Annotated in this window: 19 protein-coding genes and 1 tRNA gene; 10 read left to right on the top strand and 10 right to left on the bottom strand. The window is 70.6% G+C overall.

Annotated elements, in window-relative coordinates; translation table 11 throughout:
- Nucleotides 1-46: 46 nt before the first annotated feature.
- The 5 genes from ACLQ2R_RS19570 to ACLQ2R_RS19550 form a co-directional block, all read right to left on the bottom strand.
- On the bottom strand, nucleotides 47-1642 hold the full coding sequence (locus ACLQ2R_RS19570) for a hypothetical protein (RefSeq protein WP_425961418.1): 1596 nt from the start codon (nucleotides 1640-1642) through the stop codon (nucleotides 47-49).
- Complete coding sequence (locus ACLQ2R_RS19565; protein WP_425961416.1) at nucleotides 1636-2529, bottom strand: bifunctional DNA primase/polymerase; 894 nt, start codon at nucleotides 2527-2529, stop codon at nucleotides 1636-1638. The genes ACLQ2R_RS19570 and ACLQ2R_RS19565 overlap by 7 nt, the downstream gene beginning before the upstream one ends.
- On the bottom strand, nucleotides 2526-2771 hold the full coding sequence (locus ACLQ2R_RS19560) for a hypothetical protein (RefSeq protein ID WP_425961414.1): 246 nt from the start codon (nucleotides 2769-2771) through the stop codon (nucleotides 2526-2528). The genes ACLQ2R_RS19565 and ACLQ2R_RS19560 overlap by 4 nt, the downstream gene beginning before the upstream one ends.
- Nucleotides 2768-3076, bottom strand: coding sequence for a hypothetical protein (locus tag ACLQ2R_RS19555; RefSeq protein WP_425961412.1), 309 nt, complete (start codon nucleotides 3074-3076; stop codon nucleotides 2768-2770). Before ACLQ2R_RS19555 ends, ACLQ2R_RS19560 begins: the two co-directional genes overlap by 4 nt.
- Nucleotides 3077-3160: 84 nt before the next feature.
- The gene (locus ACLQ2R_RS19550) at nucleotides 3161-3403 is read right to left on the bottom strand and encodes a hypothetical protein (RefSeq protein ID WP_425961411.1); all 243 of its coding nucleotides are present in this window, start codon (nucleotides 3401-3403) and stop codon (nucleotides 3161-3163) included.
- A gap of 119 nt (nucleotides 3404-3522) precedes the next feature.
- Between ACLQ2R_RS19550 and ACLQ2R_RS19545 the strand changes: the two genes are divergently transcribed.
- A complete protein-coding gene (locus ACLQ2R_RS19545) occupies nucleotides 3523-4191 on the top strand; it encodes a helix-turn-helix domain-containing protein (RefSeq protein ID WP_425961409.1) in 669 nt (222 codons plus the stop codon).
- Nucleotides 4166-5350, top strand: coding sequence for a tyrosine-type recombinase/integrase (locus tag ACLQ2R_RS19540; protein WP_425961408.1), 1185 nt, complete (start codon nucleotides 4166-4168; stop codon nucleotides 5348-5350). Before ACLQ2R_RS19545 ends, ACLQ2R_RS19540 begins: the two co-directional genes overlap by 26 nt.
- Before the next feature lie 91 nt (nucleotides 5351-5441).
- On the opposite strand, the gene ACLQ2R_RS19535 is transcribed toward ACLQ2R_RS19540, so the two are convergent.
- A tRNA-Pro gene (locus ACLQ2R_RS19535) sits at nucleotides 5442-5515 on the bottom strand.
- Nucleotides 5516-5604: 89 nt separating this feature from the next.
- Here ACLQ2R_RS19535 and ACLQ2R_RS19530 point away from each other — a divergent pair.
- The 4 genes from ACLQ2R_RS19530 (at nucleotide 5605) to ACLQ2R_RS19515 (ending at nucleotide 8203) form a co-directional block, all read left to right on the top strand.
- Complete coding sequence (locus tag ACLQ2R_RS19530) at nucleotides 5605-6069, top strand: hypothetical protein (protein WP_425961406.1); 465 nt, start codon at nucleotides 5605-5607, stop codon at nucleotides 6067-6069.
- 345 nt (nucleotides 6070-6414) lie between these two features.
- Nucleotides 6415-7062 (top strand): hypothetical protein, encoded by a 648-nt coding sequence (locus ACLQ2R_RS19525; protein WP_425961404.1) that lies wholly within the window; start codon nucleotides 6415-6417, stop codon nucleotides 7060-7062.
- A gap of 5 nt (nucleotides 7063-7067) precedes the next feature.
- Nucleotides 7068-8006 carry a hypothetical protein gene (locus ACLQ2R_RS19520; protein WP_425961402.1) on the top strand — a complete coding sequence of 313 codons (939 nt, stop codon included), beginning with the start codon at nucleotides 7068-7070 and terminating at the stop codon, nucleotides 8004-8006.
- Between the two features lie 2 nt (nucleotides 8007-8008).
- Nucleotides 8009-8203: a hypothetical protein gene (locus ACLQ2R_RS19515; protein WP_425961400.1), complete on the top strand. Its 195-nt coding sequence runs from the start codon at nucleotides 8009-8011 to the stop codon at nucleotides 8201-8203.
- A 593-nt stretch (nucleotides 8204-8796) separates the two neighbouring features.
- On the opposite strand, the gene ACLQ2R_RS19510 is transcribed toward ACLQ2R_RS19515, so the two are convergent.
- The gene (locus tag ACLQ2R_RS19510; RefSeq protein WP_425961398.1) at nucleotides 8797-9174 is read right to left on the bottom strand and encodes an ATP-binding protein; all 378 of its coding nucleotides are present in this window, start codon (nucleotides 9172-9174) and stop codon (nucleotides 8797-8799) included.
- Nucleotides 9175-9371: 197 nt separating this feature from the next.
- Nucleotides 9372-10148 carry a SigB/SigF/SigG family RNA polymerase sigma factor gene (locus tag ACLQ2R_RS19505; protein ID WP_425961396.1) on the bottom strand — a complete coding sequence of 259 codons (777 nt, stop codon included), beginning with the start codon at nucleotides 10146-10148 and terminating at the stop codon, nucleotides 9372-9374.
- 195 nt (nucleotides 10149-10343) lie between these two features.
- Between ACLQ2R_RS19505 and ACLQ2R_RS19500 the strand changes: the two genes are divergently transcribed.
- Nucleotides 10344-10739, top strand: a complete 396-nt coding sequence (locus ACLQ2R_RS19500) for an STAS domain-containing protein (protein ID WP_425961394.1) — start codon at nucleotides 10344-10346, stop codon at nucleotides 10737-10739.
- Nucleotides 10740-10766: 27 nt separating this feature from the next.
- Here the strand turns inward: ACLQ2R_RS19500 and ACLQ2R_RS19495 are convergent, their stop codons facing one another.
- A complete protein-coding gene (locus ACLQ2R_RS19495; protein ID WP_425961392.1) occupies nucleotides 10767-11540 on the bottom strand; it encodes an ANTAR domain-containing response regulator in 774 nt (257 codons plus the stop codon).
- A 124-nt stretch (nucleotides 11541-11664) separates the two neighbouring features.
- Between ACLQ2R_RS19495 and ACLQ2R_RS19490 the strand changes: the two genes are divergently transcribed.
- From ACLQ2R_RS19490 to ACLQ2R_RS19480, 3 genes are all read left to right on the top strand, one after another.
- A complete protein-coding gene (locus tag ACLQ2R_RS19490) occupies nucleotides 11665-13527 on the top strand; it encodes a SpoIIE family protein phosphatase (protein ID WP_425961390.1) in 1863 nt (620 codons plus the stop codon).
- 255 nt (nucleotides 13528-13782) lie between these two features.
- On the top strand, nucleotides 13783-14958 hold the full coding sequence (locus ACLQ2R_RS19485) for a glycosyltransferase (protein ID WP_425961388.1): 1176 nt from the start codon (nucleotides 13783-13785) through the stop codon (nucleotides 14956-14958).
- Between the two features lie 190 nt (nucleotides 14959-15148).
- Nucleotides 15149-16000 (top strand): glycoside hydrolase family 16 protein, encoded by an 852-nt coding sequence (locus tag ACLQ2R_RS19480; RefSeq protein ID WP_425961387.1) that lies wholly within the window; start codon nucleotides 15149-15151, stop codon nucleotides 15998-16000.
- 153 nt (nucleotides 16001-16153) lie between these two features.
- On the opposite strand, the gene ACLQ2R_RS19475 is transcribed toward ACLQ2R_RS19480, so the two are convergent.
- Entirely contained in the window at nucleotides 16154-17239 is a 1086-nt protein-coding gene (locus ACLQ2R_RS19475; RefSeq protein WP_425961385.1) for a PucR family transcriptional regulator, read from the bottom strand.
- Nucleotides 17240-17303 lie beyond the last annotated feature (64 nt).

The following is a 17303-nucleotide window of genomic DNA, read 5'->3' as shown; positions in this document are numbered from 1 at the left end:
CGCGGATCCAAACCCTGCAGACGGCGAGCCAAACCCTGCACGCTGGTCACGCCACACCCGCCCGGGCCTGCTCGACAGGGGCCACCCGGTACTGCCAGACCCCGGTACGGGACTGCTCGCCGATGAGCCGCCACCCGGCGAAGATGCGTCCCCGGCGGCTGGTGAGGAACTTGCCGAGACCCTTCGCGGTGAAGGGCTTGCCGTCGGGCTTGGTCGGGAACACGCCGTCCCATGGGTCGATGCTGTGCCCGTTGAAGCTGTTGACCTGGGCGCTCTCGATGAGCTGCGCGGCGCTTCTGGGCTCGTTGCCGATCTTCTCGTGCCACTTCGACAGGAAGGCGATCGTGCTCGTCTCCTCGTCGTCGGCCTGCTCCATCTCGCCCCGGTTGTCGAGGAAGCCCATGGCGCCGTGGTAGGCGGTGAATCCGCCCATGACCTGCGCCCAAGCGGAGAAGTTCCGCATCTGCAGGTCGTCGCGTCGCGGCGCCCCGGCCGCCAGCCACGCCCCGGCGAGCACGAGCAGGGCGTGCAGGAGTTCGGCCCGGTTGGTGTCGTCGCGCAGCCAGGACCACAGGTCGTTGATCACGAAGCCCGTGCGCAGGTCGGGCCGCTCCATCTCCGGGTCCAGGCGCACCAGGATCGACCTCGAGGCGATGTCGCCCCCGACTGCGACGTTGTTGCCGGTCACGCACCACACCCGGTCGTTGAGGCCGGTGAACAGCGACGAGACGCCCAGCACCCGGGAGCTCCAGTGGGTGGAGGTGAGCAGCATGGCGAGGGAGGCGTGGTCGACGGTGTCGAACGGGCCGACGTTGTCCCAGACGATGACCGGCTCGGAGGTGTCGCGCAGGATGGCGGTGATGGACTTGGCCATCTCCTCCTCCTTGCTCGGCCACGGGTTCATCCGCATGCCGTACAGCGCATTGAGGATCTCTGTCAGCAGCGACTTCCCGGATCCGCGGGTGGTGGCGCTGATGACGCCGAGCGGCGGTAGGCCGCCGACGTACAGGCGCAGCAGCGGAGTCGCCAGCAGGCCGATGAAGTTCGCGCGGCTGGCGTGGGAGTCCCATGCGAAGTCGGCCAAGACGTAGTTGAAGATGAACCGTCGGGCGGCCACGACATCCGCCAGGGAGGGCACGCCGTCCACGTGGTCGACCTTGAAGGCGGGCCGGTAATACAGCTTCGTCGCCTGGTCGTAGCCGGGATCCTGTAGGAGGGTTCCGTCTCGGCGGATGACCGGGGCGGACACCACCCCGGCCAGGCCGGGAACGCCCTCCCACACAGTTTGGGAGAGAACAGCCTTGGAGACGGCGACCGAGGGCAGCCCGGACGTCTCGATGGGTCCGCCCCGGCCGTCCCGGGTTCGGAAGCATGCGGCGTGACGGGCGAGGAGCATGCGCAGCCCGTCGGCGTCTACCGGCTGGATAGCCAGGCGGGCGCCGGTGCCGTCGTCGAGTTCGATCACCTGGCAGATGCCGCCGTTGCGCGTGTACAGGCCGGGGATCACCTGGTGGTTGATGGCATCGCTGATCAGCAGCGCGGCCCTGTCTTCCAGGGTGATGTCGATGCGCCGCCGGCCTTGCTCGTCCCGGGAACCCGGGACGTTGTTCTTGAACAGGATGTCGTCGGCGCTCGTCAACATGCCCTCATCCCGGCGCGGAGACCCGAGCCGATGGTTCCGTGTCCGCTGTCGCGACCGATCTCGGACGGTGTGAGCCCGACGTAGGTGGCTGCGTCGTGCAAGACGTCGAAGGCGGTGCGTTCGTCGAGCTCGCCGCGGGCGACCATCTCGCCGGCCTTGTGTGCCGCCCAGTTGAGCGCGCTGTTGCGGCCGCCCTCGGTGCTGCGCAACACCACGTCGACGAGGCCACGCAGTCGCCCGTGAACGTTGTCGTCACCTCGACGGGGCGAAGTGACGGACGGGGCGGCCGGGGGTTTCTCTCGCAGGTGCGCGACGATGCGCGGGTGGAGCGGAGTCAACTCGAGGTCGAAGCGGTCTCCGATCCACCTGTATGGGCTGCGGCTCTTGGGGTGGATGCTGGGTGCGACGACGATGTATCCGCCGTCGGCCTTGGAGTCGACGCCGGGCCCAAGGAGTCCCGCCCCTGACTTGATCTTCCCGCCGGGGTGGGCGTACACGAGCTGGGCGCCGCGCCCGGTGGCCGCCGTAACAGTGCCGGGAAGGACCCCGGCCTCGTCGAGGCGGGCAGAGGTAGCGGTCCCGGCGGGCGGGTCGATGTCGACGACGGCGATGCCAGAGACGGCGCCGGTCCTGACGGCGATGAGGCCGTTGGGGTGGCGTCGCAGCATCTCGGCGATCCGGGCGGGATCGGGCGTGGCGGCATAGAAGCCGTGACAAGTCAGGCAGGTACAGGCTTCGCGCTGTTCGGTGGTGACGTGCTCCGTGGCGCACATCTCGCAGTTGCGCAGAGGTGACTTGGAGCTGGAAAGGATGAACGCGTGCCAGCCGTGAGCCACGTAGGCGAGCGCGGCTTCAAGCTTCGGGGTGGCGGAGGTGATGGCGGTCACCGTCTGGTCTCGTCTCGGGGCGGGGGGATCATGGTCAGGAGGAACCCGTACCGGTCGGCTTCGACGTCGAGCAGGTGGTCGACCTCCCGGTGGAGGGTGAGGCGGAGCAGTTCAAGGTTTTCGATCGCGCCGACCGGGGTGGCGGCGAGCTCGGCGGCGGCGCGCGCCCGGCTGGTGATGCCGGTCCGGCACGCGGTGTACGCCGCGCTGTAGGGGGCGAGGCGCCCGCGCTGGCCGCTCACGACGCCACCTCGACCCGGGCCGGGGCCTCGAGGTAGTAGTCGCCGCGCCCGCATCCGGCGGTGCGCAGGTCGGCGGCGGGCTGCTGGGTGTCGCCCCTGTGAACGTGGCTACCCCTGCAGTACGGGCAGGTCTCGACGACCGACAGCCAGCAGGTTCGGCGGCCGGCGGGCGCGTAGGCGACCGCGGTGACACCGATGCCGCGAGGGCTTACGATCGAGGCGGTGATGACGCTGGTGAGCGTTGATCTTGGGGGCGGGCTCTGGTGGCGACCAGGCCCGCCCTGCTCGTTCTCAGGCGGCGGCATCGCTTTTCCCCCTTGATATCGGATCAAGTACGAGCGATTTACGCGCCTCTGACCTGGCGATATGTGGGGCCGTCTCACGCCGTCTCACACGACCGCTCCGCTGTCGTTGCCCTCGAGAAGGGCGAGGATCGAGCTGGTGACGACCTTGATTCGCTTGCCCACCTGAATCGTGCGGACGGGCGCGGTGCCCTGCTTGATCGCCTCGTACAGATGAGCCCTGGAGACGCCGACAGCGAGGGCCGCAGGTGTCACGTCCACCGTGGCGGGCCACTCACGAATCTCGGTCAGCGTCGGCTGCACCTTGAGTCCTGCGGCCATTTCGACCACCGATTCCTATCTTAGAGACTGAAGCTCGATTTTCGAGCATGGAGAGACTCTAGGGGACATCGTGGACCGTGTGCAAGGAAAGGTGGTACCGTGATCGAAAATCGAGCATAGGAGTGGGCGTGGCGGAACCCTCAAGCCTTGAGCAGGTGCTGATACGCGAATTGCGTCGGTGGAGGGAACTGCGCGGGCTGACGGCGCAGCAACTCGCGGATCGCACGCAAGGGCAGTTGTCCCGGCAAGCCATCAGCAAGATCGAGAATGCCAGCCGGCGTGTGACCCTCGACGAGTTCGCGTGCCTGGCCGTTGCGCTTGATGTGCCACCGCTTGCACTCCTGGTGCCGCTCGACGGCTCACAGGTCGCGGTCACTCCAGGGCTTTCAGTCTCGGCGATGGACCTGGTCGTTTGGTTTGAGGGGAAGAGCCAGCCAGGTCAGCCTTTGCCCACCGTGGGCTTCATCCGCGCCGCCGCGCCACTGCGGAACTACGGCCTCATCTCAGAAACGTTGACGCAGGCCACCGCCCAGGAGAGATCGGCGTATCGCTCCCAGGCCGGCGGCGACGAGTCGGCGGCGGAAGAAGCCTTCCGTATGCGCGACGTGAAGGTTCAGGCGGCCGCGCTGCTTATCGAAACGCTGATTGACGTTGGTGTTCAGCCGCCAGCAGTCGCGCGGCGATGGGTTGACCAGATGATCGCGACAGGCTGGCTTGAGCGCCCCGAGTACGTCCCTGTGATCGAGCCGACCGACGACGAAGGTGAGGACGATGGCGGATCCGATCAAGAAGATTGAGCTGAAAGACGGCAGCACCCGCTACCGGTTCGTGATCGACATCGGGCGCGACCCGGACACCGGGAAGCGCAAGCAGGCCACCCACACGTTCAACACGAAGCGTGAGGCCAAGGCCGAGTACGCGCGCATCAAGCACGAGACCGACCGGGGCACGTACGTCCGGCCGAGCAAGGTCACGATGGACGCCTTCCTCGACCAGTGGTTGACGTCGGCCACCCGCGACGTCGAGAAGGCCACGGCCGCGAACTACCGGGACGCCCTGCTCCCGGTGCGCGAGCGCCTCGGCGCGCGGCCGGTCCAGGGCGTGGCCGAAGCCGACATCGAGGCCCTGGTGGATTGGATGCTGACCAGCGGGCGCAAGCGCGGCGGGAAGCCGGGCACGGGCCTATCAGTGCGCGCGGTGCGGCTCACCCTCGGCCGGCTGCGCACCGCCCTCAACGTGGCGGTGCGTCAGCAGCTGGTGGTGCGCAACGTCGCGCTGTTCGTCACGATCCCCCGGACCGCCACGAAGGCCGAGACCGAAGCAAAGGCCAAGCGCACGCCGTGGACGACCGAGGAGGTGAAGACCTTCCTGGCCGGGATCCGCAATGAGCGGCTGCACGCCGTGATGCTGCTGTCCCTCATGGGGTTGCGGCCGGCCGAGGTGTGCGGGCTTCGTTGGGATGACATCGACTTCGACGCGGCCACGATCGCCGCGGGGAAGAACACCCGGACCCTGGCCGACGGCGCGATCGAGGAGAAGGGGGCAAAGAGCGCGGCGGGTGACCGTGGCCTGCCCGCTCCCCCGGTCGCGCTCGCCGCCCTGAAAGCGTTCAAGAAGACGCAGACCGCTGAGCGTCTGGCGGCCGGCGATGCGTACGCGGCGAGCGGTTACGTCCTGGTCGACGAGCTCGGCGCACCGCAGCGCACCGACTGGCTGCGGCGCCGGGCCTACGAGCTCATGGCGAAGGTCGGGGTTCGCGGGAAGGGGGAGGTGCGGTTGTACGACTGCCGCCACTCCTGCCTGACCTTCCTGGCTGGCACCGGGGTGCCGGACGTGATCCTCGCGGCCTGGGCCGGACACTCGGACGGCGGCACGCTGGCCAAGCGGGTGTACATCCACCCGGACCTGAGTCACCTGCAGGCGGCCACGAAGCAGCTCGACGAGCTGTTCGGGTGATCAAAAAGCGAATGTGAGAAATTGTGAGACGGACAGCAGAAAGGCCCCGTCTCACCGAAGTGATACGAGGCCCTGACCTGCTCTTCAACCGTCGGGACGACAGGATTTGAACCTGCGACCCCTTGACCCCCAGTCAAGTGCGCTACCAAGCTGCGCTACGTCCCGGTTGTCCTGCGCCCTCTCGGGCGGGACGTCATAACCTTAGCGCAGATCCAGCGGGCTTGCGCACACGATGATGCCCGCAGGAGCAGGCGATGGCGGAGGGTGAGGGACAGGTGGGACGTAAGGCGTTGATCGACCCCGAGGAGCTCCGGCGGCTGGCCGGGCAGGGGTTGTCGAACGCGGAACTGGCCTCGCGGTTCGGGGTCAGCGAGTCGGGGATCCTGCAGGCGAAGCGGGCCGCCGGCCTCTCGAAGCCCATGCTCGATCACTCCCGGGCCGTCCCGTGGAAGCTGGACCGCCCGCACAACCAGACCGGGCCCGCGACGAACCTGCGGAACCTGTCGGCCGTGGCCCAGGGACGGGCCATTCCCGCCGAGAAGCTGAACACCGCGCTGCGCTGGGCCACCCGGCTGGTGGTCGGCGGACTGGACGTCTCCTACGAGCCCGGCCGCGGGTTCACGGAGGTTCCCGCCTCGCCGCAGGACTGGCTGGTCGCGCGGGTGCTCGCCGAGGCCCGGCGGGCCGTCGAGAGCACCGGGGAACACCCCGGGGAATGAGGCGGGCACCGTCCGGGCACCTTCCGGGCACCGTCCCCGGCGGGGAGCGAGGATCCGAACGGCCAGGGGAACAGGCGTCGTCCACGGAACCCGGCCCGCGGCCCGGACTCGCCTGACACCGAGGCGAGGACCGGGCCGCCGGGAGTGGAAAGGGAGAGTGGTCGCCCGCCACCGGATCCGCGACGACCCGCACGTCAGGGTCGAGAAGATTAAATAACCGACAAAAGGTGAGAAAACGTTACATATAGGCCACGGAACGGGAATCCGTAAATGTCGGCGGCCGGTTTCGAGCCCTGTACCTGGGGCAGCGCACCGGAACAAGCGCCTAAACAACCGGAGGCAGACATGACCACCGTGAGCTGGGTGGCCGTCGTCGTGGTCGCGGTGGTGGTGATCGCCGCAGTCGGCTATCTCCTCGTGCAACAGCAGCGCCGTCACCGGCTGCGCGACCGTTTCGGCCCCGAGTACGAACGTACGGTGCAGGAACGGGAGAACAGGCGTGAGGCCGAGCAGGAGCTCATCGCCCGTGAGCAGCGTTTCAGCTCCCTCGACATCCGCGCTCTGGACGCCGGGACCCGGGAGATCTACAGCAAGAAGTGGATGGAGGTCCAGGAGCGTTTCGTGGACGCTCCCGGCTTCTCGGTGACCGAGGCCGACCACCTGGTGACCTCGGTGATGGCCGAGCGCGGCTATCCGACGGAGAACTTCGAGCAGCGGCTGTCCGACCTGTCGGTCGCGCACGGCCGCACCCTCGACCACTACCGGCAGGCTCACGAGATCAGCAGCCGCGCGGCCCGCAAGGAGGCCTCCACCGAGGAGCTCCGGCAGGCCATGGTGCACTACCGCGCACTTTTCGAGGAGCTGCTCGCCGCCTCGGCCAGTCCCGCCGTGGGTGACCGGGATTCCCGGCGGTCCGGCTCGGACGACACCACCGCCCGTAACGCCGCCGCCGACGACGACCAGACCCCCCGCAGCGACACCGAAGGACGGTGACCCCGATGAACGATCGATCTTCTCCTGACGGCGATCGCCTGGTTCACAAGGCTGCCGAGAACGACGACCGCACGGTGCGGAAGTTCGACGAGGACGACCTGAACGCCTCGCGGCACGCCCAGAACGCGAGCCACGAGTCCCTGGACCCGCGTCCGGACGACACTCCCGGGGCCCGGCACGAGACCCCCCGCACCGGCCCGGAGGCCGGGGACGGGAAGGACGTCGCCGACGACGGGCCGCGCGACCGGCACACCGCCGACGACGACCTGATCAGCGATCACGACGCCCCGCTGAGCGCCGGCAGGCGCGACGTGCGGGAGGACCCCGACGACGGTACGCCCCCCCGGGACGCGGCCGCGAGCAGGCCGGTCGCGAGCGCGCACGGCACGGACTCGGACTCGGACACGCACGACCTGGACACGCGGGCCGCCGCCTCCACGGCGCACGACCGGACGACGGACGCCGTTCCCCCGGGCGGCACGGTTCCCCCGGGTGAGATCGCTCCTTCGGGTGGCGTCGTTCCCCCGGCCGGTACCGGTTTCCCGGACAGCACCGCGGGCAGGCCGGACGACGTGCTCGACGAGGGTACGGGCTTCACCGGCGCCGAGCCGCCCGCCACGTCCGCCGCGCACGCCGCACCGCCCGCCACGTCCACCGCCGAGGCCGCGACCCTGTTCGAGCAGGACTCCGACGGGATACGACGGCGCTGGCAGGTGGTCCAGGCGAGCTTCGTCGACGACCCTCGCGAGGCGGTGGAACGCGCCGACTCCCTCCTCGACGAGGTGACGAACTCCTTCCGGAGTGCCCTGGAGGCTCGCACCGCCGAGCTCCAGGGGCGCTGGAAGAACAATGAGAAGAACGACACCGAGGATCTCCGGACCGCCCTGCGCGACTACCGGGCGACCCTGGAACAACTCCTGAACATCTCCGCTGGGACGAGGTAACAATGCTTGCAATCGCCGCCGCCATCGTTTTCGGTCTTGGGCTCCTGCTCGATCTGATCAACGTCAGTGTCCCCGGACTCAGCGGTACGTCCTTCCTTCTGCTCGGTCTCCTGCTCCTCGCGCTGCACCAGGCCGGTATCGGCTCGGCGGGCCCGCGTACCGGCGGCGGGGGCGGGGGCTGGCGCCGCAGGCGCTGATCTCCGGGACGATCCTCCGAAGGCGGCAGCGCCGAGGAGGATCGTCCCCGAAGGCGGACCGTCGTACGAACGGCAGAGGACCCCGGCCAGGGCCGGGGTCCTCTGCCGTTCGCGGACAGGTGGAGATCGACGACACGGCGCCGTGAGGACCACGAAGACCACAAGAGCCACAAGGGCCGTGAGGCGTCACGAACAGCCGCGAAGGACGGCGAAGGCCCCAGAGAGCTACCCGGCCCGCCACGGAGCGCTCTGAACGGCGTGTGAGCCGGAGCGGCGTCGTACGGGGCGGTGCCCGGTGAAACGAAGGATGCGATCCGTGCCGGCCGGACGGGACGGTATGTCCGCAGGAAGAGCGGTGCGTCCGCGGAGAGGGCCCGGTGCGATGTCACGGGCTGGGCGAGGCCGACGCCCGGCCCCACGGCGACGAGCAGAAAGAACGGCCTCGAGTTCACTCCGGGGTACGGATCCGCGGCCTCGTGCCGGCGGGGCGCGTGCCGGATGCGTGAGGCGGCTCACCCGTCGTCGTGCGGGCCGCCGGAGGGGACGGCGGGCCTGCGGGGTGAGCCAAAAACGGTGGATCAGGGAGAGGTGGATCAGAAAGCGAACGACATGGTGATGAAGGTGCCCGAGACGCCGGTCTCGAACTTGATGTCCGAGCTGACCATCCGGGCGACCCACAGCCCCATGCCACTGGTCGCATGGGGCCCGGGAGGCGTCTCCCCCGGCGTGGGACCGGGGTCCCACCGGCCCTCGTCGTGGATCTCCACGACGAGGGACCGGCCGACCGTCCACATGCGCAGGACGGCCTTGGCGGTGGCGTGTCCGTGGGTGACCGCGTTGGTGGCCACCTCGTTCAGCGCGACCAGGAAGTCGGCCAGGCCCTCCTGCGACATACCGCTCCGCACGGCCTGGGCGGCGGCGAAGTCACGCACGTCGGGCAGGTCGGGCAGGCAGAACGCCAGTTCTGCCACGGCGGCACCTGCGGAAGGAATCCGGGAACGGTCGCCGCTCGCCACGAAGGGAGCCGGACGAGCACCGTCCTCGTTCACCCGAGACCCGCCTCCCCTGTCCCAGTCCGCCCTCGTTATCAGCATCCGGGGTCCATTCAAACGCACCTTACGCCACGTCCGTTGTCGCCGACTGGGGTGCCCTGTAGCGGGCGATGTATTCAGCATTCGGCGACAAGTTCCTCACGAAGCTGATCGAGTACCTTCCGCAGGATACGGGAGACGTGCATCTGGGAGATCCCGAATTCGGCCGCGATCTCGGCCTGGGTCATGTTGCCGAAGAAGCGGAGCAGGAGGATGTTCTTCTCCCGGTCCGGGAGCTTGTCGATCAGCGGCTTGACCGCCTCGCGGTCCACGAGGGTGCCCAGCGCGTCGTCCTCGTCGGGGATGACGTCACCGAGGGCGGCGGCGTCGTCGTCGGCGCCGAGGGGGGCGTCCAGCGAGAGCGCGCTGTAGGCGGCGGAGGCGTCCAGGGTGAGCAGGACGTCCTCTTCGGAGATCTTCATCTTGACGGCCAGCTCGGAGACCGTGGGGGCGCGGCCGAGGTCCTGGCTGAGGTCGGCGACCAGGCGGTTCAGCTCGGCCCGGCGCTCCTGGAAGACACGGGGGACGCGGATGGCCCAGGTGCGGTCGCGGAAGTGGCGCTTGACCTCACCGGTCATGGTGACCACGGCGTAGCCGCGGAAGGGGTGACCGAGGGAGGGGTCGAAGCCGTTGATCGCCTTCATCAGGCCGACGTACGCGGCCTGCAGGAGGTCCTCCATCGGCTCGCCGCGGTAGCGGTAGCGGCGGGCGATCTCCATGGCGAGGTGGCGGTGCATCTCGACGATGCGCTCACGCAGACGCTCGGCACGGTAGTCGGAGATCTCAGGCAGTGACATTTCGGCGAGGAGGTCCTCGGCGGTCATGTCGGTGATTTCGAGTGCCTGAACAGACATTGCTGCTCCCTGGTATTACTGTCGGGCGAGCCGACCACGGAAGCAACATCCGGGCAGACGGCATCGCCTCGACTCACGTTTCGAGGCGAGGCCCTCTGCTGGACCTCTGCATCTAATATTGCCATGAATCCCGGAGTATTACTCGCTCCCAGGTAACAGTAAGGTTGCTAATCGAACGGCGCGAGGAGGCCCTGAGTGACGGTGTCGGAGAACGGCGAGAGATCGGCGGCCCTGACTCTCACGTCGGCGCTCGTCGGTGGGATCAACGTGATCCACGTGACGGGTCTGCTGGACGCGACGACGAGAGACCAGTTCGCCGACTACCTGGCGGCGGAGACCGGCGAGCACGGTCCGGACATGGCGATCGACCTGAGCGGCGTGACCTTCATGGACTCGCGCGCGCTCGGGCTCATCGTCCACCACTGGCAGGTCAGCACCACCGCCGATGCGAAGTTCGCCCTCATCGGGGTGGAGTACGCCAAGACCAAGGTGATGTGGATCACCGGCCTGGCCCAGCGGCTGCCGCTGTACGACACGATCGAGGCCGCCCTGGCGGCCTTCGACGACCCCGCGGGGGCCGGCGGCCGCTGAGGGTGTCCCGCCCCGGGGGGCCGGGCCTCAGCCCTCGGGGAAGCCCTCGCGGAGCCCTCCCAGGCCCTCGGGGGACTCCCCCGTGGAGCCCTCCTTGGCCTCGCGGTTGCGCTGGTGCTCGTCGACCAGCAGCCGGGCCAGGTCGGCGACCTTCACCTGGTGGTGCTGGGAGATCCGGCGCAGCTCGTCGAAGGCGGCCTCCGCCGAGCAGCCGCTGGACTTCATGATGATGCCCTTGGCCTGGTCGATGATCGCCCGGCCGGCGAGCGCCTCCTGCATCTGCGCGGCGTCGGTGCGCACCTCGTCGTAGTCCCACATGTTGGCGAGCGCGACGCCCACCTGCTCGGCGAGCATGTCGGCCAGCGGGCGGACGTTCCTGGCGGCGAAGACCCCGGGGCGCACGCCGTACATGCCGAGCACCAGGACGGCGCGCTCGACGGTGATCGGCATCGTCAGGATCGAGCGGACGCCGCAGCGGACGGCCATGGCGACGTAGCCCGGCCAGCGTGACTCGCGCAGGACGTCCTGGACGATCACGGGGCGCCCGGTGGCGCGGGCCTCGGCCGAGGGTCCCTCGCCGAGCCGCTCCCCGCTGTCGGCCAGGACGATGAGCTCGCTGTGGGAGGCCGAGACGACCATCCGCTCCTCGCGCCAGAGCTCGGCGGAGCCGCCCGCGCAGCCGGGGACGCCACCGGCGAGGGTGGCCGTGAGCCCGCGCAGCACGCTCTCGCTGGATGTCTCCTCGCTGACCCTGCCGAGGACCGCGAGGTCCCTGGCGAGGACGGGAGTGACCATGTCCATCTCGCGGGTCCCCTTTCCTGTGCCGTCACCCTAACCACTACCGACCGCACCCCGACCGGGCGCCGGGTGGCGTACCGTCTACGACGGGATAAGCCCCATCCCTGCCCCCTGACGAGGACGAGCATTGACCGACGGTATTGGCCTTCAGACCCTGGAGCAGGCGCTGAGCGCCCTGACCGCCAGGGTCTCCTCCCTGCGTGAGGCGAAGTCCGCCTACCCCGCGGACCCCCGGTCCACACTCGACGCGGCGCTCGCGGAGCTCGACACCGCGCGGGAGCTGCTGGACGCCTCCGTGCGCGAGCTGCGCAAGGCGCCCAAACGCTCCGGCGAGCGCGAGAGCGGGTCCCAGCGGGAGCTCAAGCTGCTGCGGCAGGTGTTCCGCACCTTCCCCATCCCGGTGGTGGTGCTGGACGCCTCGGGGGTGGTGCGGCGGATCAGCGCCGAGACCTCCCGGATGCTGGGCAGCCCGGCGGGATACCTGATCGGCCGCTCGTTCCCGCTCTTCGTGGACGTCTCCCGGCGGGCGGCGTTCCGCTCGCACCTGACCGCGGTCCAGCAGGGCGGCCAGACCGCGACCCTGCAGACGCGCCTGGCCCACCAGGGCCGGGCGCACACGGTGCAGCTCGCCGTCACCCGCCTGACGATGCCGGGCGAGCCGCAGGAGATGGTCGCGGTGATGATCCTGCCGCTGGAGGCTCAGGTCCCCGGGCCTCCCCCGGGTCCGGCCGACCGCTCCGACGGCGTCCTGGTGATGGCCGCCGCGCGCCGGCAGGAGCTGCTGTCCAGGATGACCCGGCTGCTGCTGGACGAGGAGAGCCTGCGCCAGCCGGTGACCGTGACCAGGGCCGCGCGGCTGCTGGCCGCCGAGTGGGCCGACTGGGTGTTCGCCGACATGATCCGGGACGGCATGCCCAAGCGGGCCAGCGTGCTCGGACCGAGCGACAGGCCGGTGACCCAGCTCGTCCGCCTCGCCGAGCAGATGAACCCGCTGACCGCGCCGGGCGTCGCGCACGTGCTGACCGGCGGTTCGGGCGTGGTGCACGAGATGCTGGAGGACGACGGGCTGCTCGGCGACGTCCCGGGCGGGCCGCCGCTGCTGCGGGTGATGGGCGCCGCGTCGGTGCTGATCGTGCCGATCGGCGGCGGCGGGAGCGACGTGCTGGGCTCCCTGACGCTGGTACGGCTCCGCGACCGCGAGCCGTTCACCCTGGCCGACCTGGGGCTGATGGAGGAGATCGGCGCGCACCTGGGGCTCGCGGTGCGGGCCCGGCGGAGCTTCCAGACCCGCTCGCGGGCGGCCGACGCGCTGCGTACCAGCGTGGTGCCGCGCAGCCTGCCCGACATCCCCGGGTTCGAGGCGGCGGCGATCTACAACGCCGGGTCCAGCCCGGTCGGCGCCGAGTTCTACGACGTCTTCCCCTCCCGCGACGGGTGGGGGTTCGCCCTGGGCGGCGCCGCGGGCAAGGGCGAGGAGGCCGCGTCGGTCAGCGCCATGGTCCGCAACGGCCTGCGCGTGCTCAGCGTGTGGGAGTCCGACCCCGGCGAGGTGATGCGCAAGCTGAACCAGGCCCTGACCGCGCAGAACAACGGCATGTTCGTGATGGCCGTGACCGGGTTCATCCGGGCGCGGAAGATCAGGCTGGCCAGCGCGGGTCACCATCCCGCCGCGCTGCTGCAGCCCGACGGCGGGGTGCGGTTCACCGCGGGCGGCGGCGTGCCGCTGGGCATCGCCCCTGAGGCCGAGATGTTCACCGAGGAGATCTCGCTGACCTCCGGGCAGACCCTGGTCTTCTACTCGGACGGCCTGGTCGCCTCGCAGAACGAGCTGGGCGAGTCCTACGGAGAGACCCGGCTGGCCGACGTGCTGGCGCGCTGCGTGGCGCAGAGCCCGGCCACGGTCGTCAAGACCGTGGAGGAGGACCGGCACGCGTTCTCCGGCGGGAGGGTGTGGGACGAGATCGTGATCCTCGCCTTCCGTGTCGTGTAGCGGCCGCGGAGACGAGCCGGGAATTTTCCGTCGGCCCCTCGTCCACCGTGACCTGGGCGGATGTGCGGCCCGGTCGCGCGGGGGCCGAGAAGACGGGGCGGAGAAGGACGTATCGAACGCCCGCTCCTGGGTAGGAGGGTTTGGCTTCGGCGCGGATCAGGGTATGGTTGTCCCCATACAGACGTGTGCCTAAGACGCAGGCACCCCTGAAGGAATCACAGGCTTTCCATGCCTATCTCCTCCCAGAGGTGTGCCGTGAACATTGCATTCGTCTCCTCCGAGGCTCTCTCCTCCACCCAGGACGAGTCCGACCTCGCAGCTCAGCGCGCTCACCTGATGGCCGTCGCCCGTGAGCTCGGCCGGGACCACAAGGTCACCATCTACACCCGCAGGAACTCCGACTCGGAGAAGTCCCGGGTCCGCGTGTCGCAGGGCGTCACGCTGGAGCACCTGACCGCGGGTCCCGCCAAGGACCTTCCCGAGGACAGCGTCCTTCCCTTCCTGTCCGACCTGGGCGACCAGCTGATGGACCGCTGGGACCAGGACCGCCCGGACGTCATCCACGCCCACTCCTGGACGGGCGGGCTGGCCGCCATCGCCGGCGCCAACGGGCTCAACGTCCCGTTCACCCAGACCTTCAGCAGCGAGAGCTCCCGCGACGCCAAGGACGCCAAGAAGGTACGCGTGCAGCGGGCCATCGGCCGCCGGGCCAGCGCGGTGATCGCCGGATGCGGCGACGAGGAGAACTCGCTGATCCGCCTCGGCGTGCCGCGCCGCAACATCTCGGTCATCCCGTGCGGCGTCGACGTCGAGCGCTTCCGCCGCCAGGGTCCGGCCGCCGCCCGCGGCACCCGTCCCCGGCTGCTGCACGTCGGCCCGCTCACGGCCGACAAGGGCGTGCACACCGCGATCCGCGCCCTGGAGGGCGTCCCGGACGCCGAGCTGATCATCGCCGGTGGTCCCGCGGCCACGGACCTGGAGCACGACGCCGACGCGCACCGCATGATGCTGCTGGCCAAGGAGATCGGCGTCGAGGACCGCATCACCGTCCTCGGCCACGTCCAGCACACCTCGGTGGCCAAGCTGATGCGCAGCGCCGACGTGGTCTTCTCGCTGCCCCGCGAGGCTCCGGCCGGCGTCGTCGCGCTGGAGGCCATGGCCTGCGGCGTGCCGATCATCGCCTCCGCGGTGGGTGCCCACCTCGACTCCGTGGTGGACGGCGTGACCGGCCTGCTGGTCCCGGCCGACCGCCCGGCCCAGACCTCCCGCCTCACCCGCGAGCTGCTCGCCGACCCGACCCGGCGTACCGCCCTGGGCTTCGCCGGCGCCGACCGCGCCCGGTCCCGCTACTCGTGGGAGCGGATCAGCCAGGAACTCGTCCACGTCTACGAGACCGCGCTGTCCGGCTCCGCCGTCACCGTCGCCCACTAGCCCTACCGCCCGCGGCGCCCGTGCGGCGCCGCCGACCGACCGGCATCGAGACCGGGGACCCCGTCGGGGTCCCCGGTCTTCTCGTTGTGCCCCCTCTCCCTGCCTTTGCCGCTCGCGGAGGAAGGTGAGGGACGGATGCGAAATCGCGATACCTCTGTTACTGGAGTGCAATCGTTGCTTTGATGGGCGCATGTCGATTCGTGGCACGTTCCTGGGTGTCCTGGCCGCGGCCCTGGCGCTCTCCGCCCTGCCCCCGGCGTACGCGTCCACGGGGGCGGCCGTCACCGCCGCACCGGGCACGCCCGCCGGCCTGAGCACACCCGCCGCTACGGGCGCCCTCACCGGCACCTCCACCCGTACGGGCGCCTCCGCCGGTGCCGGCACGTCCGCCGGGCGGGCCTGGGGCGCGCCCGTCCTGGTGGAGAACTTCAACGGTGGCCGGGTCGACGGCCGCAGGTGGGTCGTCTACCACTCCCCCAACGCCGAGACCAACCCCCGTACCAGCCGGGCCACCACCGTGAGCGGCGGCGCCCTGCGGCTCAAGGGGGGCTTCGTGGGCGGCAGGGACCTGTCCGGGGGCATCGCGACCCGGTCCGCGCAGCGCTACGGACGCTGGGAGGTACGGCTGCGCGCCGAGCGCGGCGCCGGGTACACGCCGGTGGCCCTGCTGTGGCCGTCCGACCAGGGGGGCGGTGAGTACGCGGAGGTCGACTTCGCCGAGATCATCGACCCCTCCCGCAGGTCGGGCGGGATCTTCGTGCACCGCGGCGAGCGGCCCCAGGCCCAGCGGCAGATGCGGGCCGACTTCACCCGCTGGCACACGGTCGCGGTCGACTGGCTGCCCGGTCGGCTGACGTTCTGGCTGGACGGCAGGAAGGTGTGGGACTACCGGGGGCCGAACGTGCCCAGGAGCCGCTCCATGCACCTGACGCTCCAGAACGACGTCACGTGCAACCAGTGGTCGCCGTGCCGCAACGGGTCCACTCCGGCGACGGTCAGCATGTACGTGGACTGGGTGAAGATCTACCGGGCGAACGTCTGACCGCCCGGCGGAGCCGTCGGGACCGCCCGGGTCGTCCGTGCCCGGACCTCCCTGGACCACCTGGACCACCCTGGTCTCCAGGGCCGTCCGCGCCTGGGCCACCTGGTCGCGCTCCGGACCGGCCCCGATCGCCCTGGACCGCCCTGATCGCCCTCAGAGCAGGTGGGCCGCCTTGAGGGCGAGGTGGACCAGCAGGCGTTCCTGGCCGTCGGCCAGGTCGCGGCCGGTGAGCCGTTCGGCCTTGGCCAGCCGGTAGTAGAGCGTCTGGCGGTGCACGCCCAGGGCCGCCGCGCTCTCCTGGGCGTGACCGGCCCGGTCCAGGTAGCCCTCCACGGTCCTGGCGAGCTCCGGGTCCTCGGCCAGCCGGCCGACCTCCCCGGCCAGCTCCCGCAGCCGCTCCCGGGACATCCGGGCGAGCAGCCGGTAGACGCCCAGCTCCGGCCAGGCGGCCACGGGCGCCAGCGCGGGCACGCGGACGGCCACGCGAAGCGCGTGCACGGCCTCCTCCCAGCTCCGCCAGGCTTTCCCCGCCTGCTCGCGGGGCCCGCCGAGGCCCGCCGCCGTGCCGTACATGGCCTGGACCCGCCCGGCCAGCTCCCGCGCCTGGCCCGCCGGGACCAGCAGGGCGACCATCGGCTCGCCCTGCCGGTCCCCGCCGTCCCGGCCGGGGAACGCCGGGTCGGCGAGCACGCCGCGCGGCAGCGTCCACAGGGCCGCGACCCGGTCCGGCGCGCCGCGCACGGCGATCGCCGCCACCGGGCCGCGCACGTCCAGCCGGGACAGGGCGCCGGAACGTTCCTCGGCGTCGGCGGAGAACAGCTCGCGCAGGCCGGCGCCCAGGTCCTGGCGGCTGCGTGCCTCCTGGGCGAGGGCGGCGGCGGCCCGGGAGACCAGGTCGGCGACGGAGGCCAGCGCGTCGTCGCCGAGGGTGCCGTCGTCGAGGAGCCACAGGTAGCCGTAGGTCACCCGGTGGTGCCGCAGCGGCACGCAGACCCGGGCGAGCACCCCCAGGTCGGCGTCGGCGGGGATGCGCACGGGCCCGGGGGCGGCGGCGATGCCGTACCCCTCGAAGTAGGCCCGGACCTGGTCCGTGGCGCGGCGCCGCAGGATGGACTCCTGGCGCACCACGTCGATGTCGCCGCTCTGCGCCGCGTACGCCAGGAGCTGGAAGGAGCGGTCCTCCAGGGTCGCGGACGCGCCGAGCCTCGCGGCGATCTCGTCCACCGTGTCCTGCAGCACCCCACCATTGTCGTACACATGTATGAACGCTCTCGTCGCCGGTCGTGGCAGATGCACATGACGG

Origin of the sequence: Streptosporangium sp. DT93, from assembly GCF_049844535.1 — a bacterium.
In the GTDB taxonomy this organism is placed as follows: Bacteria; Actinomycetota; Actinomycetes; order Streptosporangiales; family Streptosporangiaceae; genus Streptosporangium.
Note: the sequence above shows the minus strand (reverse complement) of the source record. Positions and strands in the feature narration are given on the sequence as shown.